The following is a 19,488-nucleotide window of genomic DNA, read 5'->3' as shown; positions in this document are numbered from 1 at the left end:
CGGTAGCCCCTGTGGCGGACATCGTGGCAGATAAAGCGACGGTTGTGGAAGACACGCCGACCATCATCAAGGTCTTAGGTAACGACACGTTTGAAGGCGACGACAAAGTGGTGTCGCTGGATACCAACAACGGTCCAGCTAACGGCACGGTCTCGGTCAACCCAGATGGCAGCGTCACTTACACGCCAAACGACAACTACCACGGTACAGACAGCTTTACCTACATCGTTACGTCTGGGGGCGTCAGTGAATCCACCACGGTGAACGTCGATGTCACACCAGTGAATGACGCGCCAGTGGCAAAAGATGATACCGCTGTTACTGACGAAGACACGCCAGTGACAATTGATGTTCTGCCAAACGATACTGACATTGATGGCGATACGCTGTCTATCCAATCAGCGTCTGTGCCGAGTGAGCAAGGGACAGTCGAAATTGTTGATGGCAAACTGGTGTTCACACCGGCCGAGAACTTCCATGGTGATGCTGAAATCACTTACACCATCACCGATGGTGCAGTGACTGACCAAGCGACGGTCAACGTCACCGTGAATGCGGTGAACGACACGCCTGTGGTTGAAAGCAACATCGCAGACCAAACCTTGGCGGAAGATTTCACCCCATACAGCATCGATCTAAATACTGCTTTCAGCGATGTGGATAATGTTGATGGCGAGCTGAGCTTCAGCGTTTCTGGCAACAGCAACATTCAAGTGGCGATCGTCAATGGCATTGCTACGTTCACTCCAACCGCAGACTGGAACGGCTCAGAAGCATTGACCTTTACTGCTACCGATCCAAGCGGTGAAAGCGTTAGCCAAACGGTGAACTTCACAGTTGCGCCTGTGGCGGACATCGTGGCAGATAAAGCGACGGTTGTGGAAGATACGCCAACCATCATCAAGGTCTTAGGTAACGACACGTTCGAAGGCGACGACAAAGTGGTGTCGTTGGATACCAATCACGGTCCAGCCAACGGCACGGTCTCGGTCAACCCGGACGGCAGCGTCACTTACACGCCAAACGACAACTTCCACGGTACAGACAGCTTCACCTACATCGTTACCTCGGGTGGGGTATCGGAGTCCACCACGGTGAACGTCGATGTCACACCAGTCAATGACGCGCCAGTGGCAAAAGATGATACAGCTGTTACTGACGAAGACACGCCAGTGACAATTGATGTTCTGCCAAACGACACCGATATTGATGGCGATACGCTGTCTATCCAATCAGCTTCCGTACCTGAAACACAAGGTACAGTTGAGATTGTTGACGGCAAACTGGTGTTCACACCGGCCGAGAACTTCAATGGTGATGTCGAAATCACTTATACCGTCACCGATGGTTCGCTGACTGACCAAGCCACGGTCAACGTCACCGTGAATGCGGTGAACGACACGCCTGTGGTTGAGAGCAACATTGCAGACCAAACCTTGGCGGAAGATTTCACGCCATACAGCATCGATCTAAATACCGCTTTCAGCGATGTGGATAATGTTGATGGCGAGCTGAGCTTCAGCGTTTCTGGTAATAGCAACATTCAAGTGGCGATCGTCAATGGCATTGCTACGTTCACTCCAACCGCGGACTGGAACGGCTCAGAAGCATTGACCTTTACGGCTACCGATCCAAGCGGCGAGAGCGTTAGCCAAACGGTGAACTTCACGGTAGCGCCTGTGGCGGACATCGTGGCAGACAAAGCGACGGTTGTGGAAGATACGCCAACCATCATCAAGGTCTTAGGTAACGACACGTTCGAAGGCGACGACAAAGTGGTGTCGCTGGATACCAATCACGGTCCAGCGAACGGCACGGTCTCGGTCAACCCGGATGGCAGCGTCACTTACACGCCAAACGACAACTACCACGGTACAGACAGCTTTACCTACATCGTCACTTCCGGTGGGGTATCGGAGTCCACCACGGTGAACGTCGATGTGACGCCAGTGAATGACAGGCCTGACAGTGAGGACTTTACGCATGTTACTGACAAGCCTTTGACGCAAGTTGTATTTGATACTGATACGAAACCTTTAGGTGATGGCGACTCTCAGGATCATATAGCGGATATTGAAGATGACTTAAATGGCAACGATTTGCATGTGCGGATTACTGAACTACCGACCTCAGGAACATTGTTCTTCAGAGATAACAACGGTGAACTGCATGAAATAAAAGAAGTCAGTGACACTCTTTATGAAAAAGATAGCCTTTACTATGAAGCTGATAATGTGGGTTTCTTATTAGGTATCAAGGATCGCCCAGATACACCAAATAGTTCCGAGTCTACAACAGATTTCAATAATTGGGGGCTAAGTGAGGACGGAGGTCCATCGCACTCCCGTACTGAGCATTTAGTTAATGGTTCTTCCATCACTATATCTTCTGATAGTGGTGAACTTGCTCAATACAACCGCCAAGTGTCACATATCGGAAACGGTATTGCTGACAATGATGGGCAGGGTATTGAGAAAGGCGAGACAATTACGATCGATTTGTCTAATAACCCTGTGGGCAGCGTAAACCTTGGCTTAGATGGATTAGGTGGATTGTTTGATTACGGTGATGACAACGCTGCGCTTATTACGGTTACGTATTTAGATTCAAATAATATCGAACAGACTCAAACGTTCGAGTTCTTGAAGCCTGAAGGCAACTTCATGCTATTCCAAGAAACAAGCGTTGGTTTTGGGCAAGAACTAGCTCTTCCTGAAGGTTCGATCATTACTCAGTTAGATTTTTCTACGAAAAATGAAGGGAACTGGGAGTTACGTTATGTAGAAGGTATTCCTGCCGGAGATAGCTTTGGATATGTGGCAGTCGACTCTGAAAATGGCGTTAGCGATCCATCTACAGTCAATATCGTTAACGAAATGTTAGATGGTAATATTGCGGAAAACGGGCCAAGTCTGTCTGTGATCGGTGATAGTGTGACCGAGGGTGACAATATCACGTTCTCGGTTGTTTTAGATGAAGTCACCAGCACTGCTGTTAAGTACCAAGTTGATATGCTTGCTCAAGGTTCTTCAGTTGATAAGAATGACGTAAATCTATCGAATGCAACCTACACAAATGGTGTTGTTTTCTTAGGTGGTTACTTGATTGTCCCAGCAGGTATAAGTAGCTTCGAAATATCGATTCCGACTATTGATGACTTGGTTGTGGAAAGCAGCGAAACGATCGTTCTTGAGCTCGGAGGTGAAACGGGGACGGCAACAGTTCTTGATAATGATAGTACAGAACTTAGCGTAATAGATGCTGGCGATGTAATTGAAGGAACTGACGCAATATTTACCGTTTTACTCTCTAACCCTGTTCAAGAGGCCGTTGTCGTCAATCTGAAGTCAACAACAAATGATAGCTATACTGCGGAAGATGTTGATCTAGGCACTATGGTAGTGACCTATGTGGATACTCATGGTCAAACTCAAACATTAGATATAGCGCCTAATGGAGACGTTAATATACCTCCAGGTGTCGCTGAAATTAAAGTCGCAGTCCCGACCAAACTAGATAATGTCCATGAAGGTGATGAGAGCTTTGGTCTGACGGTTACGGAAATCGGTAGTGTCACCAGTAATGGTATTGCAACTGGTAACGCAAATATTGTGGATTCTGATCCTGCACCTTTAGTTAGTATTAGTGCCGTTCAAAACAGCGTAAATGAAGGTGAAACGGCAGGCTTTACGCTGACACTTGATAAAGTTGCAGATGAGAGTGTTACGGTTCATGTCGAATATAGTGGCGTGGCCCAAGATGGAAAAGATTTTGTTGGCGTTCTGAGTGTTGAAGTTCCTGCGGGTCAATCTTCAGCTGCTCTTGACTTACTGACGGTCACCGATGGTATTTATGAGGGCGCAGAATCTTTCACAGTAACCATTAAAGAGGTGGATGGCGCTGATGCGAGCATTGCTTCAAATAACAGCGCAAGTGTTGTGATCGTTGATGCCCAAAGTGCACCGAAAGTGACTATTAGCTCAGATCAATCCTCAGTTGATGAAGGTAGTGATGCAAAATTTATCGTCAACATTGACCAAAAAGCAGATGAAGATGTACTGGTAACATTCACAATCGGAGGGAATGTTGATGACAAAGATTATATTGCTCCAAGTACGTACACAGTCACGATTCCAGCGGGTAAAACGTCGGCGCCGATTGATATAAAAACTCTCGATGATGGTATTTACGAAGATCTTGAAAACCTAACCGTGACTCTAATTGATACGGTTGGTACAGATTCGACGCTTGCAAGTGACTCGAATGAAGCAACAGTCTCTATTATAGATGCTCAGCACGCTCCAGAGTTTATTTCTGGCGGCGATAGTGCTGGTGACAAACCAAATGATGATGTTTACGACTTCGGGTCAGTTAACGAAAACACGGTGAATGGGGCCGTTATTGGTACGGTCGTTGCTGAAGATCACGATAATGACGTGCTTGTATACCGCTTTGCAGATGGCTCGAGCACTAATGGTATTTTTGATATCGACCCGACAAGCGGAGAGATTTCATTGAACAAGACAATCGATGATGTTGACTTGGGCGATTATACGCTTCAGGTTGAGGTTATCGATGGAACTGGCGGGATTGATACTGCCGAGGTCAATGTTTCTCTGGTAAATGTGAATGATGCTCCTGAATCTTCGCCTTCAGTGGTTGAGATGAATGAAGATACTCAAGTGATGCTTGATTGGTCATCATTCGGTATTAGCGATGTGGACTCTGACGTATCAGATCTCTCCGTCCAAATTACAACGCTTCCTAGCGATGGAGCATTAGAGTACAGAGATTCGCAAGGCGATTGGCAGTCTGTACAAATCGATCAAGTCCTCGATAAATCGCTTTTTGAGGAAAACGGTGTTCGTTTTGTACCTGAATTAAATGAATCAGGCAGTGACAGCTTCGGCGGAAATCAAGTCGGAGATCAGGAATCTAGTTACGCTCAAATTGGTTTTAAACCGACAGATGGGCAGAGCTCTGGTCAAGAGTCGACACTGACAATAGACGTGAACCCTGTAGCTGATAAACCGAACTTAATTGCAGTGACGCCATTAAACTCATTGCCTCAACAAGAGTTTAACTTTACGACATGGAGTAATGTTCAAGTTGGCTCTAGTGATGGTATGGGGGTCAATGGAGAGACTCTAATCTCAGCGATCAACGCTCTTAATGAAGCCGATGGTACTCGATTGAGTTGGGCAAATGTTGAAGATTTATGGACTCATGCAACCTTGGCAAATGAGGCCGTTCTAGTCACATCTCTTGTTTATCTCGAAGCTGGCTCGAGTTACGACTTTGTCGGTCAAGCCGATGATAGCCTTGCAATCAAGTTGGGTGGTACGTTACTTGATCAAGCTCGTTGGGGTAGTGACAGTGGTGATATTAAGGGTGCTAGCTTTACCCCTTCGGTATCTGGCTTTTATCCAATTGAAATTTATCACCATAACCAAAGTGGTCCGGGTAACTTTAATGTGGATGTATCCATTAATGGACAAGCACCTGTCAATCTGAGTAACAGCAGTCTTTACGTAGTTAGTGATGAAAGTGCACTAGAAGTAACTGATATCAGAACGTCTGAACTACAAGAAGTTAATGGTGTTGCGTTTTACGAAACATACCAGCTGAACGAAGGGTTACAAGATACAGCGATACCGCTCTCTGAAATTAAAGCAAGCTTAAATGATACAGATGGCTCTGAATCACTTAAAGTCACGCTAACTGGCTTACCTGTAGGTGCGATCCTTTCAGATGGAAATAGTTCTATTACTGTCGCAACTATTGATGAAGAACTGGACGTGACAAGTTGGGCATTAGATGCACTTACTGTGACTCCACCTGCGGGCTCCCATGATGACTTCACAATCAATTTGACGGCAACGAGTACAGAACGCGCGAATGGTGATTCAGCAGAATCTAACTTGGCGATCAATGTTGTAGTACATGAGAACTTACCGACGGAAACGGAAAGTGATATTGGGAAGACCAACGAAGATAATTCGCTACAGGGTAACGTATTGCGTAATGACTTTGATGACGACAACACCCTGATGGTTGATCACATTACTATTAATGGCACTGACTATGCGGTAGGTGAAAACGTATCTTTGACCAGTGGCACTTTAATAGTAAACCAAGATGGTAGTTACGTATTTGAACCTACCGAGCACTGGTCAGGTGATGTTCCATTAATTAGCTATACCACAAATACTGGCGTAACAAATACACTTGATATCAATGTTGTTGCTATCGCAGATGCACCTACGATCACGATCAATGTTGGCGACTTAGTTAAACGAGATGCTATTGATCCAAACCACCACTTAGCTACATCGGCAATAAATAATACCAATATCGAAAATGAGGCTGTCGCAGCCAACCTTGGGTTGGATAATGCAGTACCTAAAATTAATACACACGCTGGTGTTGTGTTGGGAGTCAATACTGACTTAAGTGACACCGACAGCTTGTTTGTTGGGACAGATTTCAACGATGTATTCTATGGTGGCGGTGGCGATGACGTATTTGTTGGCGGTGGTAACAATGATACGTTTTATGGTGATGACGCGACCAGTCTTACTCTGCATGATGGTAAAGATACAGTCTACTTAACAGGGAACTTTGATGACTACAAAATGACCTTCAAAGACGATCATGGCGGTAAAGTTCCATATTGGATTTTATTAGATAGTCGTTCTATCGATTCGGTAAACGATCATACAGGTAGTGATGACCGAGGTGATCATTTATATGAAATTGAACGCGTTGTTTTTGCAGACAAAATTGTTGATTTGAAACCTGATGGCACTTATGAAGTGCTTCAAGATCGCTGGATTTCGGTCGATGTGGATGTTGACCTAGTTGATGTCGATGGAAGTGAGGATTTAGCGCAGACTGCTCTTGTACAAGATCTACCAGACGGTGTTGACGTGTATGTTGATGGGCTCGCAATTAAGCAAGATTCAAATGGAGATTACCCTGTCACTCTTGGTACAGATGGTAAGCTTTCCCTGGATATCAGAGTGCCATTCGATTATGAAGGCAGCTTAGAGTTCCCGCTAAGCGTTACTGCTACGTCTGTTGAAGGATCAAATAATGACGCAGCTTCAACAACTGAATCCGTTGAGCTTACAGCTCGTGACTATGTGTTGGAGTCGGGATCTCATGGGAATGATCAGATAACGGGTAGTGACGATCACGATATTATTGTTGGTGATGTTCAAGGATTGGAGATCATTGCAGGTCAGGACTACAACATCGCATTTGTTCTGGATACTTCAGGGAGCATGGGTAACTGGGTAGGAACTGCGAAGCAAGAAGTGCTAGACGTGTTTGATGAGCTGTTAAGTGCGGTAAATCAAGGAGAGAAGCCAGGGACAGTGAATATTCACCTTAGTGAATTTGCTTCAAGTGCATCAGCGGTGATTTCTGTTGACTTGAGTTCTCTTACAGCAAGAAAAGAGTTTGTAGAAGAGTTGAATCGTGTAATTGATGATGAGGGTTCTGGCGGCACAAACTATGAGGCGGGCTTACAGTCGGCCGTTGAATGGTTCAGCAGTCAACCTAACCCTAATGGCCAAAATATCACGTACTTTGTTACGGATGGTCAACCAAATAGAGCAACATACCTCTATGGTGTAGCACCGAGTGAATTCTCGAAAGTGATTTTGGACGTCGATAATTCTGGCAAGCTTGTTACCCTGCAAGATATTGCGAGTAAAAACAATTACTCATACGGACAAACAGTTACCTACAAAGGTGATGTCGTTATAGATAGTTACGGTAAGGTTTATTCACCGCTAACAGGAAGAATCCTTGGTGATATCGACAGATATTATGGCTCTATCCGTTATTACGATGAAGGGAATAGCTCGACACAAGCTCAACACATGTATCAAGTACTAGCGGCATTGTCCTCTATAGAAGCGATAGGTCTTGGGAGTGGCGTTGATGAACATACACTCAAGCAGTATGACACTGATGGTGTGGTAGAGTCAGATATTGATGTTACTAAGCTTGCTGAAACGATATTGGGTCAAGATGTACCTCTCAAACAAGGTTCAGACACTATTCAAGGAGGTGAAGGTAACGATATCTTGTTAGGTGACTTAATTGAGTTTGGTGGTAATGAACAAGGCTTAAGTGCGATTCAATCACATGTGGCGCAGCAAACGGGTCTGGATGTGTCTACCGTTGACGGCGAAGATATACATGAGTACGTTAGAAATAACTTGGAAGAATTCAACCAAACTCACCAAGGAGATAAATCGGATAATTTATATGGCGGCGCTGGTGATGATTTACTATTTGGTCATGGTGGCAACGACATACTCGTTGGCGGTGAAGGGGATGATATTCTGATTGGTGGTTTAGGTAGTGATACTTTAACAGGGTCTGAAGGGGCCGACATCTTTAAGTGGAGTGAAGTCACTAACGATGTTGATACCGTCACTGACTTCAATAAAGATGAAGACACTCTAGACTTCTCTGATCTCTTTGATGACTTATCTAAAGATGAAATTGGAGAGCTTCTTAATGATCTTCAATCAGGTGATCATACTGGTGATGTCGGAGAGTATCACGTAGAAGTAGCACCAGATGGCAGCTCTGAGACAAACCTGAGTATTACAAAAGGTAGCTCGACATTAGACATCCATTTTGACGGTGCAAGCGTTGATGATGTGACTCAAAGCTTGATTGCAAGTTTAGAGGCGCAATACAAAGATATGTAGTGGCGTTACCATTTAGGTAAAATTGAAAATCAAAAAAGGTCTAGCAATTTGCTAGACCTTTTATTTTTACGTTCTGTTTATGGTTGTGTTAGCTTTTTGGAAGTGTAGTGAAAACGGTCCACTCTTTCTTAACTTCACCCTTGTGACCAATCACTGTTGCGGTTACTCGACGGTTTAGCGCGTGACTCACTTGGTCAGTGCCTTGTGTTGCAAGCACTGTGTCTCCATAGCCCACAATGGTAACTCTATCTCCATTAATACCATTCATCATGAGTTCTTTTCTAACGTTCTCAGCCCGGCGCTTGGATAAGTCGAGATTGTGTTCTGCAGTACCAGTGCGACTAGCATAGCCCTGAATCTCGATAGACGTATTTGGGTACTCTTTCAAGAAATCGGACAGCTCACGAATTTGTTGCGTAAAGATAGGGTTTATAACATCGGAATCGTTCGCAAATAGGACTCGAATTTGCATTTCTTGTGAGGAGTCTACATACGAGCCGCAACCATCGTTATCTATCTCGGCACCTAAAGGGGTACCCGGACACAAATCGCGCTCGTTAATAACACCGTCTGAGTCATCATCTATATGATCAGCCCACTGATCGGCAATTGGCGTATCGATGTAATCATACTCATCGCCTTTATCGGATGAACTGCATGCCGAAATCATCAATGAGAGTGCAATAAGAGTTATGTGTTTCATAATTAATACTCCACTTCTTCTAGCCATTCTTTAGGCATTTCGACCCTTAATGCACTCAACAGTTGACCTGTTGCGTTCATCACTCGATATTTGGCGTACTGCTCTGCGTATTTAGAATCTAAGTAGTCTTTACGCGCCTCAAAGAGCTCGTTTTCAGTGTTCAATAGATCAAGCAGTGTTCGTTTACCGATGCGATATTGCTTCTCGTAAGCAATTACGGTCTCAGACGCAGAGTCTACATGATCTGATAGAAACTCTTTTTGTTGTAATGTTAAATCAAGCGCACTCCAAGAAAGTCTTAACCCTTCTTCAACATTGCGATAGGCACCTTCACGCAAGTCTTTTGCTTTATTTAGCTGGTAGGCGAAGTTTTCTGAGTTCGCTGCATCACTGCCGCCATTGAATAGGTTGTAGCGTAGGCGCAGCATGGCAAGTGTCTCATCACTGCGACCTTTTAAACCATCAGCGTCGTCACGCCATGTTTGCGAAGCTTCAATGGAAATGGTTGGGTAGTTAACACCTTTAGACTGTTTGTATTGAAACTTAGCCGAGTCTACGTCTGCGAGTGCGACTTGAATAACGGGGTGCAGTTCAAATGCCAAGCCTACCGCTTCATCAATTGTGTACGGAATAAAGTTTTGGTCCGCTCTCGGAAAGATTAGCCCTTGCGGTGTTTGACCGACTAAACGAGTGAACATCGTGTGAGAGTCATACAGGTTATTTTGAGCAGCGGCTAAGTTGCCGTGTGCTTTTGCCAAACGTGCTTCTACTTGCGTTAAGTCAGCGGTAGAGCCGATACCCGAGTTGACTCGTTTTTTAATGTCATCGTAGATATCTTTGTGAACAGCCAGGTTGTTTTCAGACAGCTTGAGTATTTCGTAAGCTTTTACAGCGTCTAGATACACTTTGGTGACTTCAAGTGCTTTATCCGATGCGTCGGCCAAAAGTTGAAATCTTACTGATTCAGCATCCGCTGCAGTTCGGTCTATATCATTAAGAGTCGCACTGCCGTCCCAGATAAGTTGGGTTAGTGTCACCGATGCTTCTTTTCGAGTGTAATCTGTATCTCCACGTCCCACCTCGTCAGAAGGGTCTAATCCTTCATACCCAATACCCGCATCTAGATCAATAGAGGGCAAGTAAGCACCCGAAGATGCTTCATTTACGTATTTTCGGCTCGTAAATTCATTAAATGCACTCTTAATGTCAGGGTTGTTTTTTAACGTCAATGCCACGGCTTGCTCTAAAGTTTGACCGAAAACGGGTATAGACACCATTAAACTACAGCAGCAAGCAATATTTAGTCGGTTCCATTTCACGGTATTTCTCCTAAAAATTCGTGTTGCTTTTTGCTATTTCATCTCATTACTGAGACGAAACATCATAAATAACAGTGCTTGAGTAAGGGATTTATCAACCTACTGTTAAAACAAAGCTTTTGTTTCAAAAATCCAAGATTTCGCCTTTTAAAACCTTAGCACATATGTCGAATGTTGCTTAGCAACATAGCAAGTTTAGCTCGGAGAAAAGCTTGAATTCTTAATATCATAGCGTTTCACGGCCTGTGTCACTCTGCGCTTTTTTGTAACTCTGCCCCTAGAGTTATCAAACGTCCTACAAGCTACACATACAACGAAAATATGATGATTTTGACTAAACTATAGACGTAAATGTAGGGGTGACAAACTTTTGACTTGGTTTGAAGTGGGGCGAGGTAGATATGGAACGTGTAACTTTTAGCTCATTGGCGGGCAACATTGTCGTTATCGGGTTGGACGGTGAGATTAGGACTTTAGGTCAGGGTCAACTACCTCAACCAGGAGAGTTAATAATCGATGAAGTATCAGATACTTCTGAACTTGTTATCGAGCAGGTGACACCACAAGGAAGTTCAATAAATGTAACTGATGATATCACTGCGTTAATTGAAGCAATTGCGAGTGGGGAAGACCCGACTGAGCTGGGTGAAGAGTTTGAACCTGCTGCAGGTGAAGGAAACGGGTCTAGCCCACAGAATACGGGAGCTATAGATCGCACAGGTGCTGAATTACTCGCCAGTACCAATTTTGAGACAGTGGGAACTGACGGAACAGGATTTTCAAGTACTCAGGTAGAGACGCTACTCGATATTCTCCAAATACAACCACCAGAACCAACAGCAACCCCCATTACTGCAACGATAATTGTTCAGGAAATATCCAGTCCGACTATCAACGAAGGTGATCAGGTTGTATTCGATATTACTTTAAACCAAGCAACAGAGGACAATACTGATGTCACTTTGTCGCTACTTGATGGTACCGCAACTGGCGGTTCAACTGACGAGAGCGGAAGTGACTACGTTAATGAGCGTGTTCTCATAACATTTTCTGATGGTACAACGGAAGAAATCTTGGTTGATGATAACGGTACTTTTACAGTCTCGGTCCCATTAGATGAAAGCGGGTTTACGGTTTCTCTCGACTCTATAGATGACTCTATATTCGAAGGCCCAGAAACGTTTACGCTTTCTGGCACAACAGAAGAACAAAATACACCTGCAACCGGGGTGGCAACCATTGTTGATGATGGTAGTGGGCCAGGTTTAAGTCCTGATGATGATCGCCCAACGGTAACGATGAGCGATGCAGGGATAGTTAATGAGGGTGAAACGGCTAGCTTTAAAGTGTCGTTATCTAATCCATCAGCTATAGATGTTGAGGTTGAACTGACTCTCAACTTAGGTGACACCGAAGCCGGTGACTTAGGTCTCTTAGAATACAACACGGGAAGTGGTTGGGTTGCAGTGCCAAACGATGGCGTGGTGACGGTGCCTGCAGGGCAAACCGAGTTTGATGTGCGTATCGCTTCCATTGATGACGCGGTGTACGAAGGCCCAGAAGATTTCAGCGTGACGGTGACTGGCATTGGGGCAGTGCAAGGCAGCGATACCGGTACGGCAACGATAGTGGATGACGGCAGTGGTCCAGGCCCCGATCCGGATGATGACCGCCCGAATGTGACTATTACCGATGCTGGCACCATCAATGAGGGTGAGACAGCGAATTTCAAAGTGACGTTGTCGAACGCCTCCGAGTCTACAGTTCAACTCGAGCTTGGCCTCAACTTAGGTGACACCGAAGCCGGTGACTTGGGCACCTTAGAATACAACACGGGAAGCGGTTGGGTTGCAGTACCAAATGATGGTGTGGTGACGGTGCGAGCAGGGCAAACCGAGTTTGATGTGCGCATTGCTTCTATTGATGATGCCGTTTATGAAGGCCCTGAAGATTTCAGTGTGACAGTAACTGGTATTGGCGCGGTGCAAGGCAGCGATACAGGTATGGCAACGATAGTGGACGACGGTAGTGGTCCAGAACCTGATCCGGATGATGATCGTCCAAGCGTGACTATTACCGATGCTGGCACCATTAATGAGGGTGATACGGCGAACTTCAAAGTCACCTTATCGAACGCCTCTGAAGCGGAAACGCAAGTGGAGTTGGGTCTTAATCTCGTCGATACCGAAGCCGGTGACTTAGGCACCTTGGAATACAACACAGGCTCCGGTTGGGTTGCAGTGCCAAACGATGGCGTGGTAACGGTGCCAGCTGGGCAAACTGAATTTGATGTGCGTATTGCTTCCATTGATGACGCGGTGTACGAAGGCCCAGAAGGTTTCAGTGTCACGGTAACTGGCATTGGGGCAGTACAAGGCAGCGATACGGGTACGGCAACGATAGTGGATGACGGCAGTGGTCCAGGCCCTGATCCGGATGATGACCGCCCGAATGTGACTATTACCGATGCTGGCACCATCAATGAGGGTGAGACCGCGAACTTCAAAGTGACGCTATCGAACGCCTCCGAGTCTACAGTTCAAGTCGAGCTAGGCCTGAACTTAGGTGACACCGAAGTTGGAGACTTAGGCACCTTAGAATACAACACAGGCTCCGGTTGGGTTGCAGTGCCAAACGATGGCGTAGTAACGGTGCCAGCTGGGCAAACCGAGTTTGATGTGCGTATCGCTTCCATTGATGACGCCGTTTATGAAGGCCCTGAAGACTTCAGTGTGACGGTGACTGGCATTGGGGCGGTACAAGGCAGCGATACGGGTACAGCAACGATAGTGGACGACGGCAGTGGCCCTGGTCCCGATCCGGATGATGACCGCCCGAATGTGACCATCACTGACGCTGGCACGATTAATGAGGGTGATACGGCGAACTTCAAAGTGACGCTGTCGAATGCCTCCGAGTCCACTGTTCAAGTCGAGCTAGGTCTCAACTTGGGTGACACTGAAGCCGGTGACTTAGGTACCTTAGAATACAACACGGGAAGTGGTTGGGTTGCAGTACCAAATGATGGCGTGGTGACCGTGCCAGCCGAGCAAACCGAATTTGATGTGCGCATTGCTTCTATTGATGATGCCGTTTATGAAGGCCCTGAAGATTTCAGTGTGACAGTAACCGGCATTGGTGCAGTACAAGGCAGTGATACGGGTACGGCGACGATAGTGGATGACGGCACGGGTCCGGGCCCTGATCCGGATGATGATCGTCCAAGCGTGACTATTTCAAACGCTGGCACCATCAATGAGGGGGATACGGCGAACTTCAAAGTCACCTTATCGAACGCGTCTGAAGCGGAAACGCAAGTAGAGTTGGGTCTTAATCTCGGCGATACCGAAGTCGGTGACTTAGGCACCTTAGAATACAACACGGGAAGTGGTTGGGTTGCAGTGCCAAACGATGGCGTGGTGACGGTGCCAGTCGGGCAAACCGAATTTGATGTGCGCATTGCTTCTGTTGACGACGCTGTTTATGAAGGCCCTGAAGATTTCAGTGTGACGGTGACTGGCATTGGCGCAGTGCAAGGCAGCGATACGGGAACGGCAACGATAGTGGATGACGGCAGTGGTCCAGGACCTGATCCCGATGATGACCGCCCAAGCGTGACTATTACCGATGCTGGCACCATTAATGAGGGTGAGACTGCGAACTTCAAAGTCACCTTATCGAACGCCTCTGAAGCGGAAACGCAAGTGGAGTTGGGTCTTAATCTTGGCGATACCGAAGTTGGAGATTTGGGCACCCTAGAATACAACACGGGAAGCGGTTGGGTCACAGTGCCAAACGATGGCGTGGTAACGGTGCCAGCCGGGCAAACTGAGTTTGATGTGCGTATCGCTTCCATTGATGACACCGTTTATGAAGGCCCTGAAGATTTCAGTGTGACGGTAACTGGCATTGGGGCGGTACAAGGCAGTGATACGGGGACGGCGACGATAGTGGACGACGGCAGTGGTCCGGGTCCAGATCCGGACGATGACCGTCCGGTTGTTGCGGCAATTAGTGATACAACCGTAAACGAAGGTGAGTCTGCTACGTTGGTTGTCACTTTGAGTAACCTAAGCACTACGGATACTCTCGTTAATCTGACACTTAATGATGGCACAGCAGAGGGAGGGGTAGATTACACCAAATCGTCTGTTACTGTTACCTATGCAGATAGTTCATCAGACGTTATCCCTGTGAACCCTGATGGTACATTTAATGTGTCCGTACCAGCTGGTGATATGACCTTTGACGTTGTGATAAGTACCACCGACGATGAGCTGTTCGAAAGCGATGAAAATTTTACATTAATTGGACAGACCGAGATACAAACAACTCCGGTTACAGGCACGGTAACGATTCTTGATAACGATACAGTCAGCGTTGCCTCTATTTCTAGTGAAGTGGTTAATGAAGGTGAACCTATCATTTTTGATGTTACTTTAAGTAACCCTAGTGATAGTGAAAGTTTGGTCAATATGGTGCTCGCTGATGGTAGCGCAGAGGGGGGCATAGACTACATCAATACATCGGTTACAGTTACCTATGCGGATAACTCAACAGATGTCATTACTGTCAACGCAAACGGAACATTTGATGTTTCAGTTCCCGCGAACGACGTCTCATTCAGCGTCACAGTGAATACTATTGATGATGACCTATTCGAAGGCGCAGAGACTTTAACACTCTCGGGTAAAACTGCCACTCAAATTACATCTGCAATGGGTACAGGGACTCTTCTTGATGATGGTTCGGGGCCAGGACCTGATCCAGATGACGATCGCCCAACAGTTGCAGCGATTACCTCTACAACGGTAAACGAAGGTGATATTGCAACACTAGATGTAACGTTGAGTAATGAAAGCACCACCAACACCACTGTCAATATGATGCTGACTGACGGATCAGCAGAAGGCGGTGTGGATTACACCGATACTTCAGTAACAATTACTTATGAGAGTGGCGGCATAGAAGTCGTTACGGTAAATCCAGATGGCAGCTTTATTGTCGATGTGCCCGCAAATGATACGACTTATAGTGTTTCTGTAAGTACAACAGATGATGACTTATTCGAAGGACCTGAAACCTTTACGTTATCAGGTAACACTGATAACCAAGTTGGCTCTGTGATTGGTACCGGTACTATTGTTGATGATGGTAGTGGCCCAGGACCAGATCCTGATGATGACCGACCGACTGTAGCAGCGATTACGGATGCCATAGTTAGTGAAGGTGAGCTGGCAACGCTTGAAGTCACTTTAAGCAATGCAAGTACCACAAACACCGTTGTTAATATGACATTAGCAAATGGGACAGCTGAAGGAGGTTCGGATTATACAAATACGACAGTAACCGTTACCTACGCTGATAGTAGTACCGACGTTATTTCAGTGAACCCAGATGGTACGTTTGATGTCATTGTACCAGCTTTAGACACAACATTTAGCGTTACTATGGTGACGTTAAACGATGATATTTATGAGGGTGATGAGAACTTTACATTATCCGGTGCCACTGCTGTGCAAACAACTGCTGCGGTCGGTACCGTAACGATTAACGATGATGCAGACATACCAACTGTCACTGAAATTACGGATATTCAAGTGGTGGAAGGTAACGATGCGAAATTTAACGTTACACTGAGTAATGCAAGTGCGGTTGCGATTATGGTTAGTATGTCTCTCTTAGACGGAACCGCTGTCGCTGGAGAAGATTTTAACGCTACGAGTGTGACCATTACTTATGCTGATAACACGACGGAAGTTATTGCGGTAAACCCTGATGGAACGTTTGATGTCTCCGTACCTGCGAGTGATACTAACTTTAGTGTTACGGTAAACACTGTTGAAGACCAGATTTATGAATCTTCAGAAAACTTTGTTTTAACTGGTTCGATTCAAGGGCAATCACCTGCAGCGTCAGGCCTTGGTACGATTATTGATGATGACAATACACCTCCGACAGTAGAAGACTTTGGCATTTCGGTTGACCTTAGTGTGGGAGGAGACGCTTTAATTGACTTTGCACCACATGCGCAAGACTTTGAAGATGACTTTGATCTTCAAGATGATAAAGAAACGAGTATCTGTGTCACGACGCTTCCAGACTATGGCTATCTCTATTACTTGGATGATCAGAACAATGAAGTCATATTGGACATTGGTGATGTGATTCCAGAAACTACGGAAGTCAGATATGCACTAACGGAAGATTTCTTTGATGAGCAAAGCTTTGATTCCCAAGATTTACTCGATGAATTTTCTAAAGACTTCATTGCCGATTCAGTCGATGTTAACGGTTTAAGTTTCTTTGGAGGAACCATTGATGGTAATGGTGACTTTATCAATAATGCTCAAATCAAGGTTGACTTTGCCGCTCAGCAGGTAGGTTTAGTTGTAGTGTCACCGGGCGAAACTGGCCAAGGGGATGAAATTAGTACGAGTGAGTTCATTGCCATTGAATTAGATGAAGGGCTTGAAGCTAAAGAAGCAAGGTTAAACCTAGCAAGCTTGAATGATAGGTTTAACAGTGGCGGCGCTTGGATTCAAGCATACTTTTATATGGGCGATACTCTTGTTGATATACAAACCATACACACCAGTGACATCATATTTACTGGTAATCAAGAAGGTTACGCTGACGTATCGCTAAGTAATGGTAGTTTTGATGAGATTCGCTTGTTCCCTGAAACAGACAGTTCAAGTGATAAAGCCAGCTTTACTCTAGTTGGTACTCAGATTACAAGTTTTAATAATGTAAACGACTCGTTTGATTACAAAGCGATTGACTCAGATGGTTTAGAAAGCGATACCACTGCAACCGTTGATATTGATTTTAACAATGTCTCTTTTGAAACAGTGACCGCTTTCGGTACACAGACTGCTTCGTTACAGCAAGAGCCTAATATCATCATGGGAACAGACCAAGATGATGTTCTTGTAGGCACCGATGGTAATGATATTCTAATTGGTGGTCTAGGTAATGATATTTTGACTGGTGGCGGAGGTGATGACATCTTCAAGTGGACAGAGATGCAATCCGCAACTGACACCGTGACGGATTTCAGTGACGGGGATCAGCTCGATTTTACCGATGTATTTGATGATATGAGTGGTACTGATATTTCCACATTACTTGATGATCTCGGCTCTGGCGATTATCACGGAAGCGTGGATGATATCACGGTGGCGGTGACTGAAAGTGGAGGTAACTCAACTCTGACCATAAATAAAGATGGACAACAGTTGGAGGTTAATTTTGACGGAGCTTCTGCTTCTGATATTGCCAATAGTTTGATTTCTAATCTTGAACAATTACGAGAGTAAATGATTCAAAATGAAAAACGGAGCGAAAGCTCCGTTTTTCATTTAGTAATGCAGTAAGTTCAGGCAATAATTAAAGCACTTTACATGCAAAACCTTTTAAGTAGAAACCTTCTGGATATGCGGTATCGGTTGGGTGGTCAGCGGCTTGTTCAAAACGCTCCACAAACTTTACTTGGCGGTTAGCGTCTACGGCTGCATCAGCGATGATTTTCTGGAACAGAACTTGATCCATCAAGCCAGAGCAAGAGTAGGTCAGTAGCGTGCCGCCCGGTTTTAGAATTTGCATTGCTAGCATGTTGATGTCTTTGTAACCACGACATGCGCCGTTTAGTTGTGCTTTGCTCTCTGCGAACTTCGGTGGGTCCATAATAACCACATCGAACTGAGTTCCTTGATCACGATACTCACGAAGCAGCTTAAACACGTCTGCATTTAGGAACACGGCACGCTTCTTCGAAATATCAAAATCGTTTAGCTCTGCGTTGAATTTTGCGGTATCTAAAGCAGGTTGTGATACGTCAGCGTTAATCACACGCTTTGCATCACCTTTTAGAGCGTAAAGTCCGAAGCCACCAGTGTAAGAGAAGCAGTTAAGAACTTCTTTGCCTTTCATATATTTCATCGCTTGCTGGCGACTATCTCGTTGATCTAGGTAGAAACCTGTTTTGTGTCCGCCAACGATATCTACACTAATCTTTACGCCATTTTCTTCGATGACGACCGATTTAGGTGGCTCTTCGCCGTGCAAGACGCCCGTGATCTCTTTTAAACCTTCTTTTTTACGAACGGCCACGTCAGAGCGCTCATACACATTACAATCAGGGAAGCACTCAACCAGAGCGTCAACAACAGCCTGCTTATTGTGTTCTGCGCCAGCACTGAGAAGTTGGCACACAAAGAAATTTTGGTAACGGTCGATCGTAACGCCTGGTAAGCCGTCAGACTCTGCTGCGATAAGGCGATAACCCGTAAGGCCATCACGTTCGATAATGTCTTCACGAAGAAGTTGTGCGTCTTTAAGTCGTTTAACGAAAAACGCGGTGTCGATTTCTTCTTTATCAAAACTCCAAATACGAGCACGAATTTGTGAAGCTGGCGAATATGCCGCCTTAGCTAGCCATTTACCGTCGTGAGTGAATACATCAACCGTTTCGCCAAGAGCAGGTTCGCCCTCAACTTTGTTGATGCCTCGAGAGAAGATCCAAGGGTGCTTGCGCTTGACCGATTTCTCACGACCTTTAACCAAATAGATAGCAGCTGTCATTTCATTAGCTCTTGTTGAATTTTGAAAGGGGCGTATTGTCCGGGATGTGAATGGTAAAAGCAATATCCCTCGGTAATCCAGTACATTGTAGTGACTTTTAAATACAAAAAAGGTCACTAAAGTGACCCTTTTATTTTCAGCCCTAAAC

Annotated in this window: 5 protein-coding genes; 2 read left to right on the top strand and 3 right to left on the bottom strand. The window is 45.5% G+C overall.

Features of this window, described 5'->3' with window-relative positions; all coding sequences use genetic code 11:
- The first annotated feature begins 11 nt into the window (after window positions 1-11).
- Window positions 12-8,732 carry a tandem-95 repeat protein gene (locus KI742_RS22680; RefSeq protein WP_285445312.1) on the top strand — a complete coding sequence of 2,907 codons (8,721 nt, stop codon included), beginning with the start codon at window positions 12-14 and terminating at the stop codon, window positions 8,730-8,732.
- 88 nt (window positions 8,733-8,820) lie between these two features.
- Here the strand turns inward: KI742_RS22680 and KI742_RS22675 are convergent, their stop codons facing one another.
- Window positions 8,821-9,435, bottom strand: a complete 615-nt coding sequence (locus KI742_RS22675) for an OmpA family protein (protein WP_262659232.1) — start codon at window positions 9,433-9,435, stop codon at window positions 8,821-8,823.
- Window positions 9,436-9,437: 2 nt separating this feature from the next.
- Complete coding sequence (locus KI742_RS22670; RefSeq protein ID WP_195723090.1) at window positions 9,438-10,754, bottom strand: TolC family outer membrane protein; 1,317 nt, start codon at window positions 10,752-10,754, stop codon at window positions 9,438-9,440.
- A gap of 401 nt (window positions 10,755-11,155) precedes the next feature.
- Between KI742_RS22670 and KI742_RS22665 the strand changes: the two genes are divergently transcribed.
- Window positions 11,156-18,076 (top strand): Calx-beta domain-containing protein, encoded by a 6,921-nt coding sequence (locus KI742_RS22665; RefSeq protein ID WP_285386297.1) that lies wholly within the window; start codon window positions 11,156-11,158, stop codon window positions 18,074-18,076.
- 70 nt (window positions 18,077-18,146) lie between these two features.
- Here the strand turns inward: KI742_RS22665 and KI742_RS22660 are convergent, their stop codons facing one another.
- Entirely contained in the window at window positions 18,147-19,340 is a 1,194-nt protein-coding gene (locus tag KI742_RS22660; RefSeq protein ID WP_170890646.1) for a class I SAM-dependent methyltransferase, read from the bottom strand.
- Window positions 19,341-19,488 lie beyond the last annotated feature (148 nt).

The sequence above is a fragment of the Vibrio sp. D417a genome (genome assembly GCF_030248595.1).
In the GTDB taxonomy this organism is placed as follows: domain Bacteria; phylum Pseudomonadota; class Gammaproteobacteria; order Enterobacterales; family Vibrionaceae; genus Vibrio; species Vibrio alginolyticus.
This window is presented reverse-complemented; position numbering and strand designations above follow the sequence as displayed.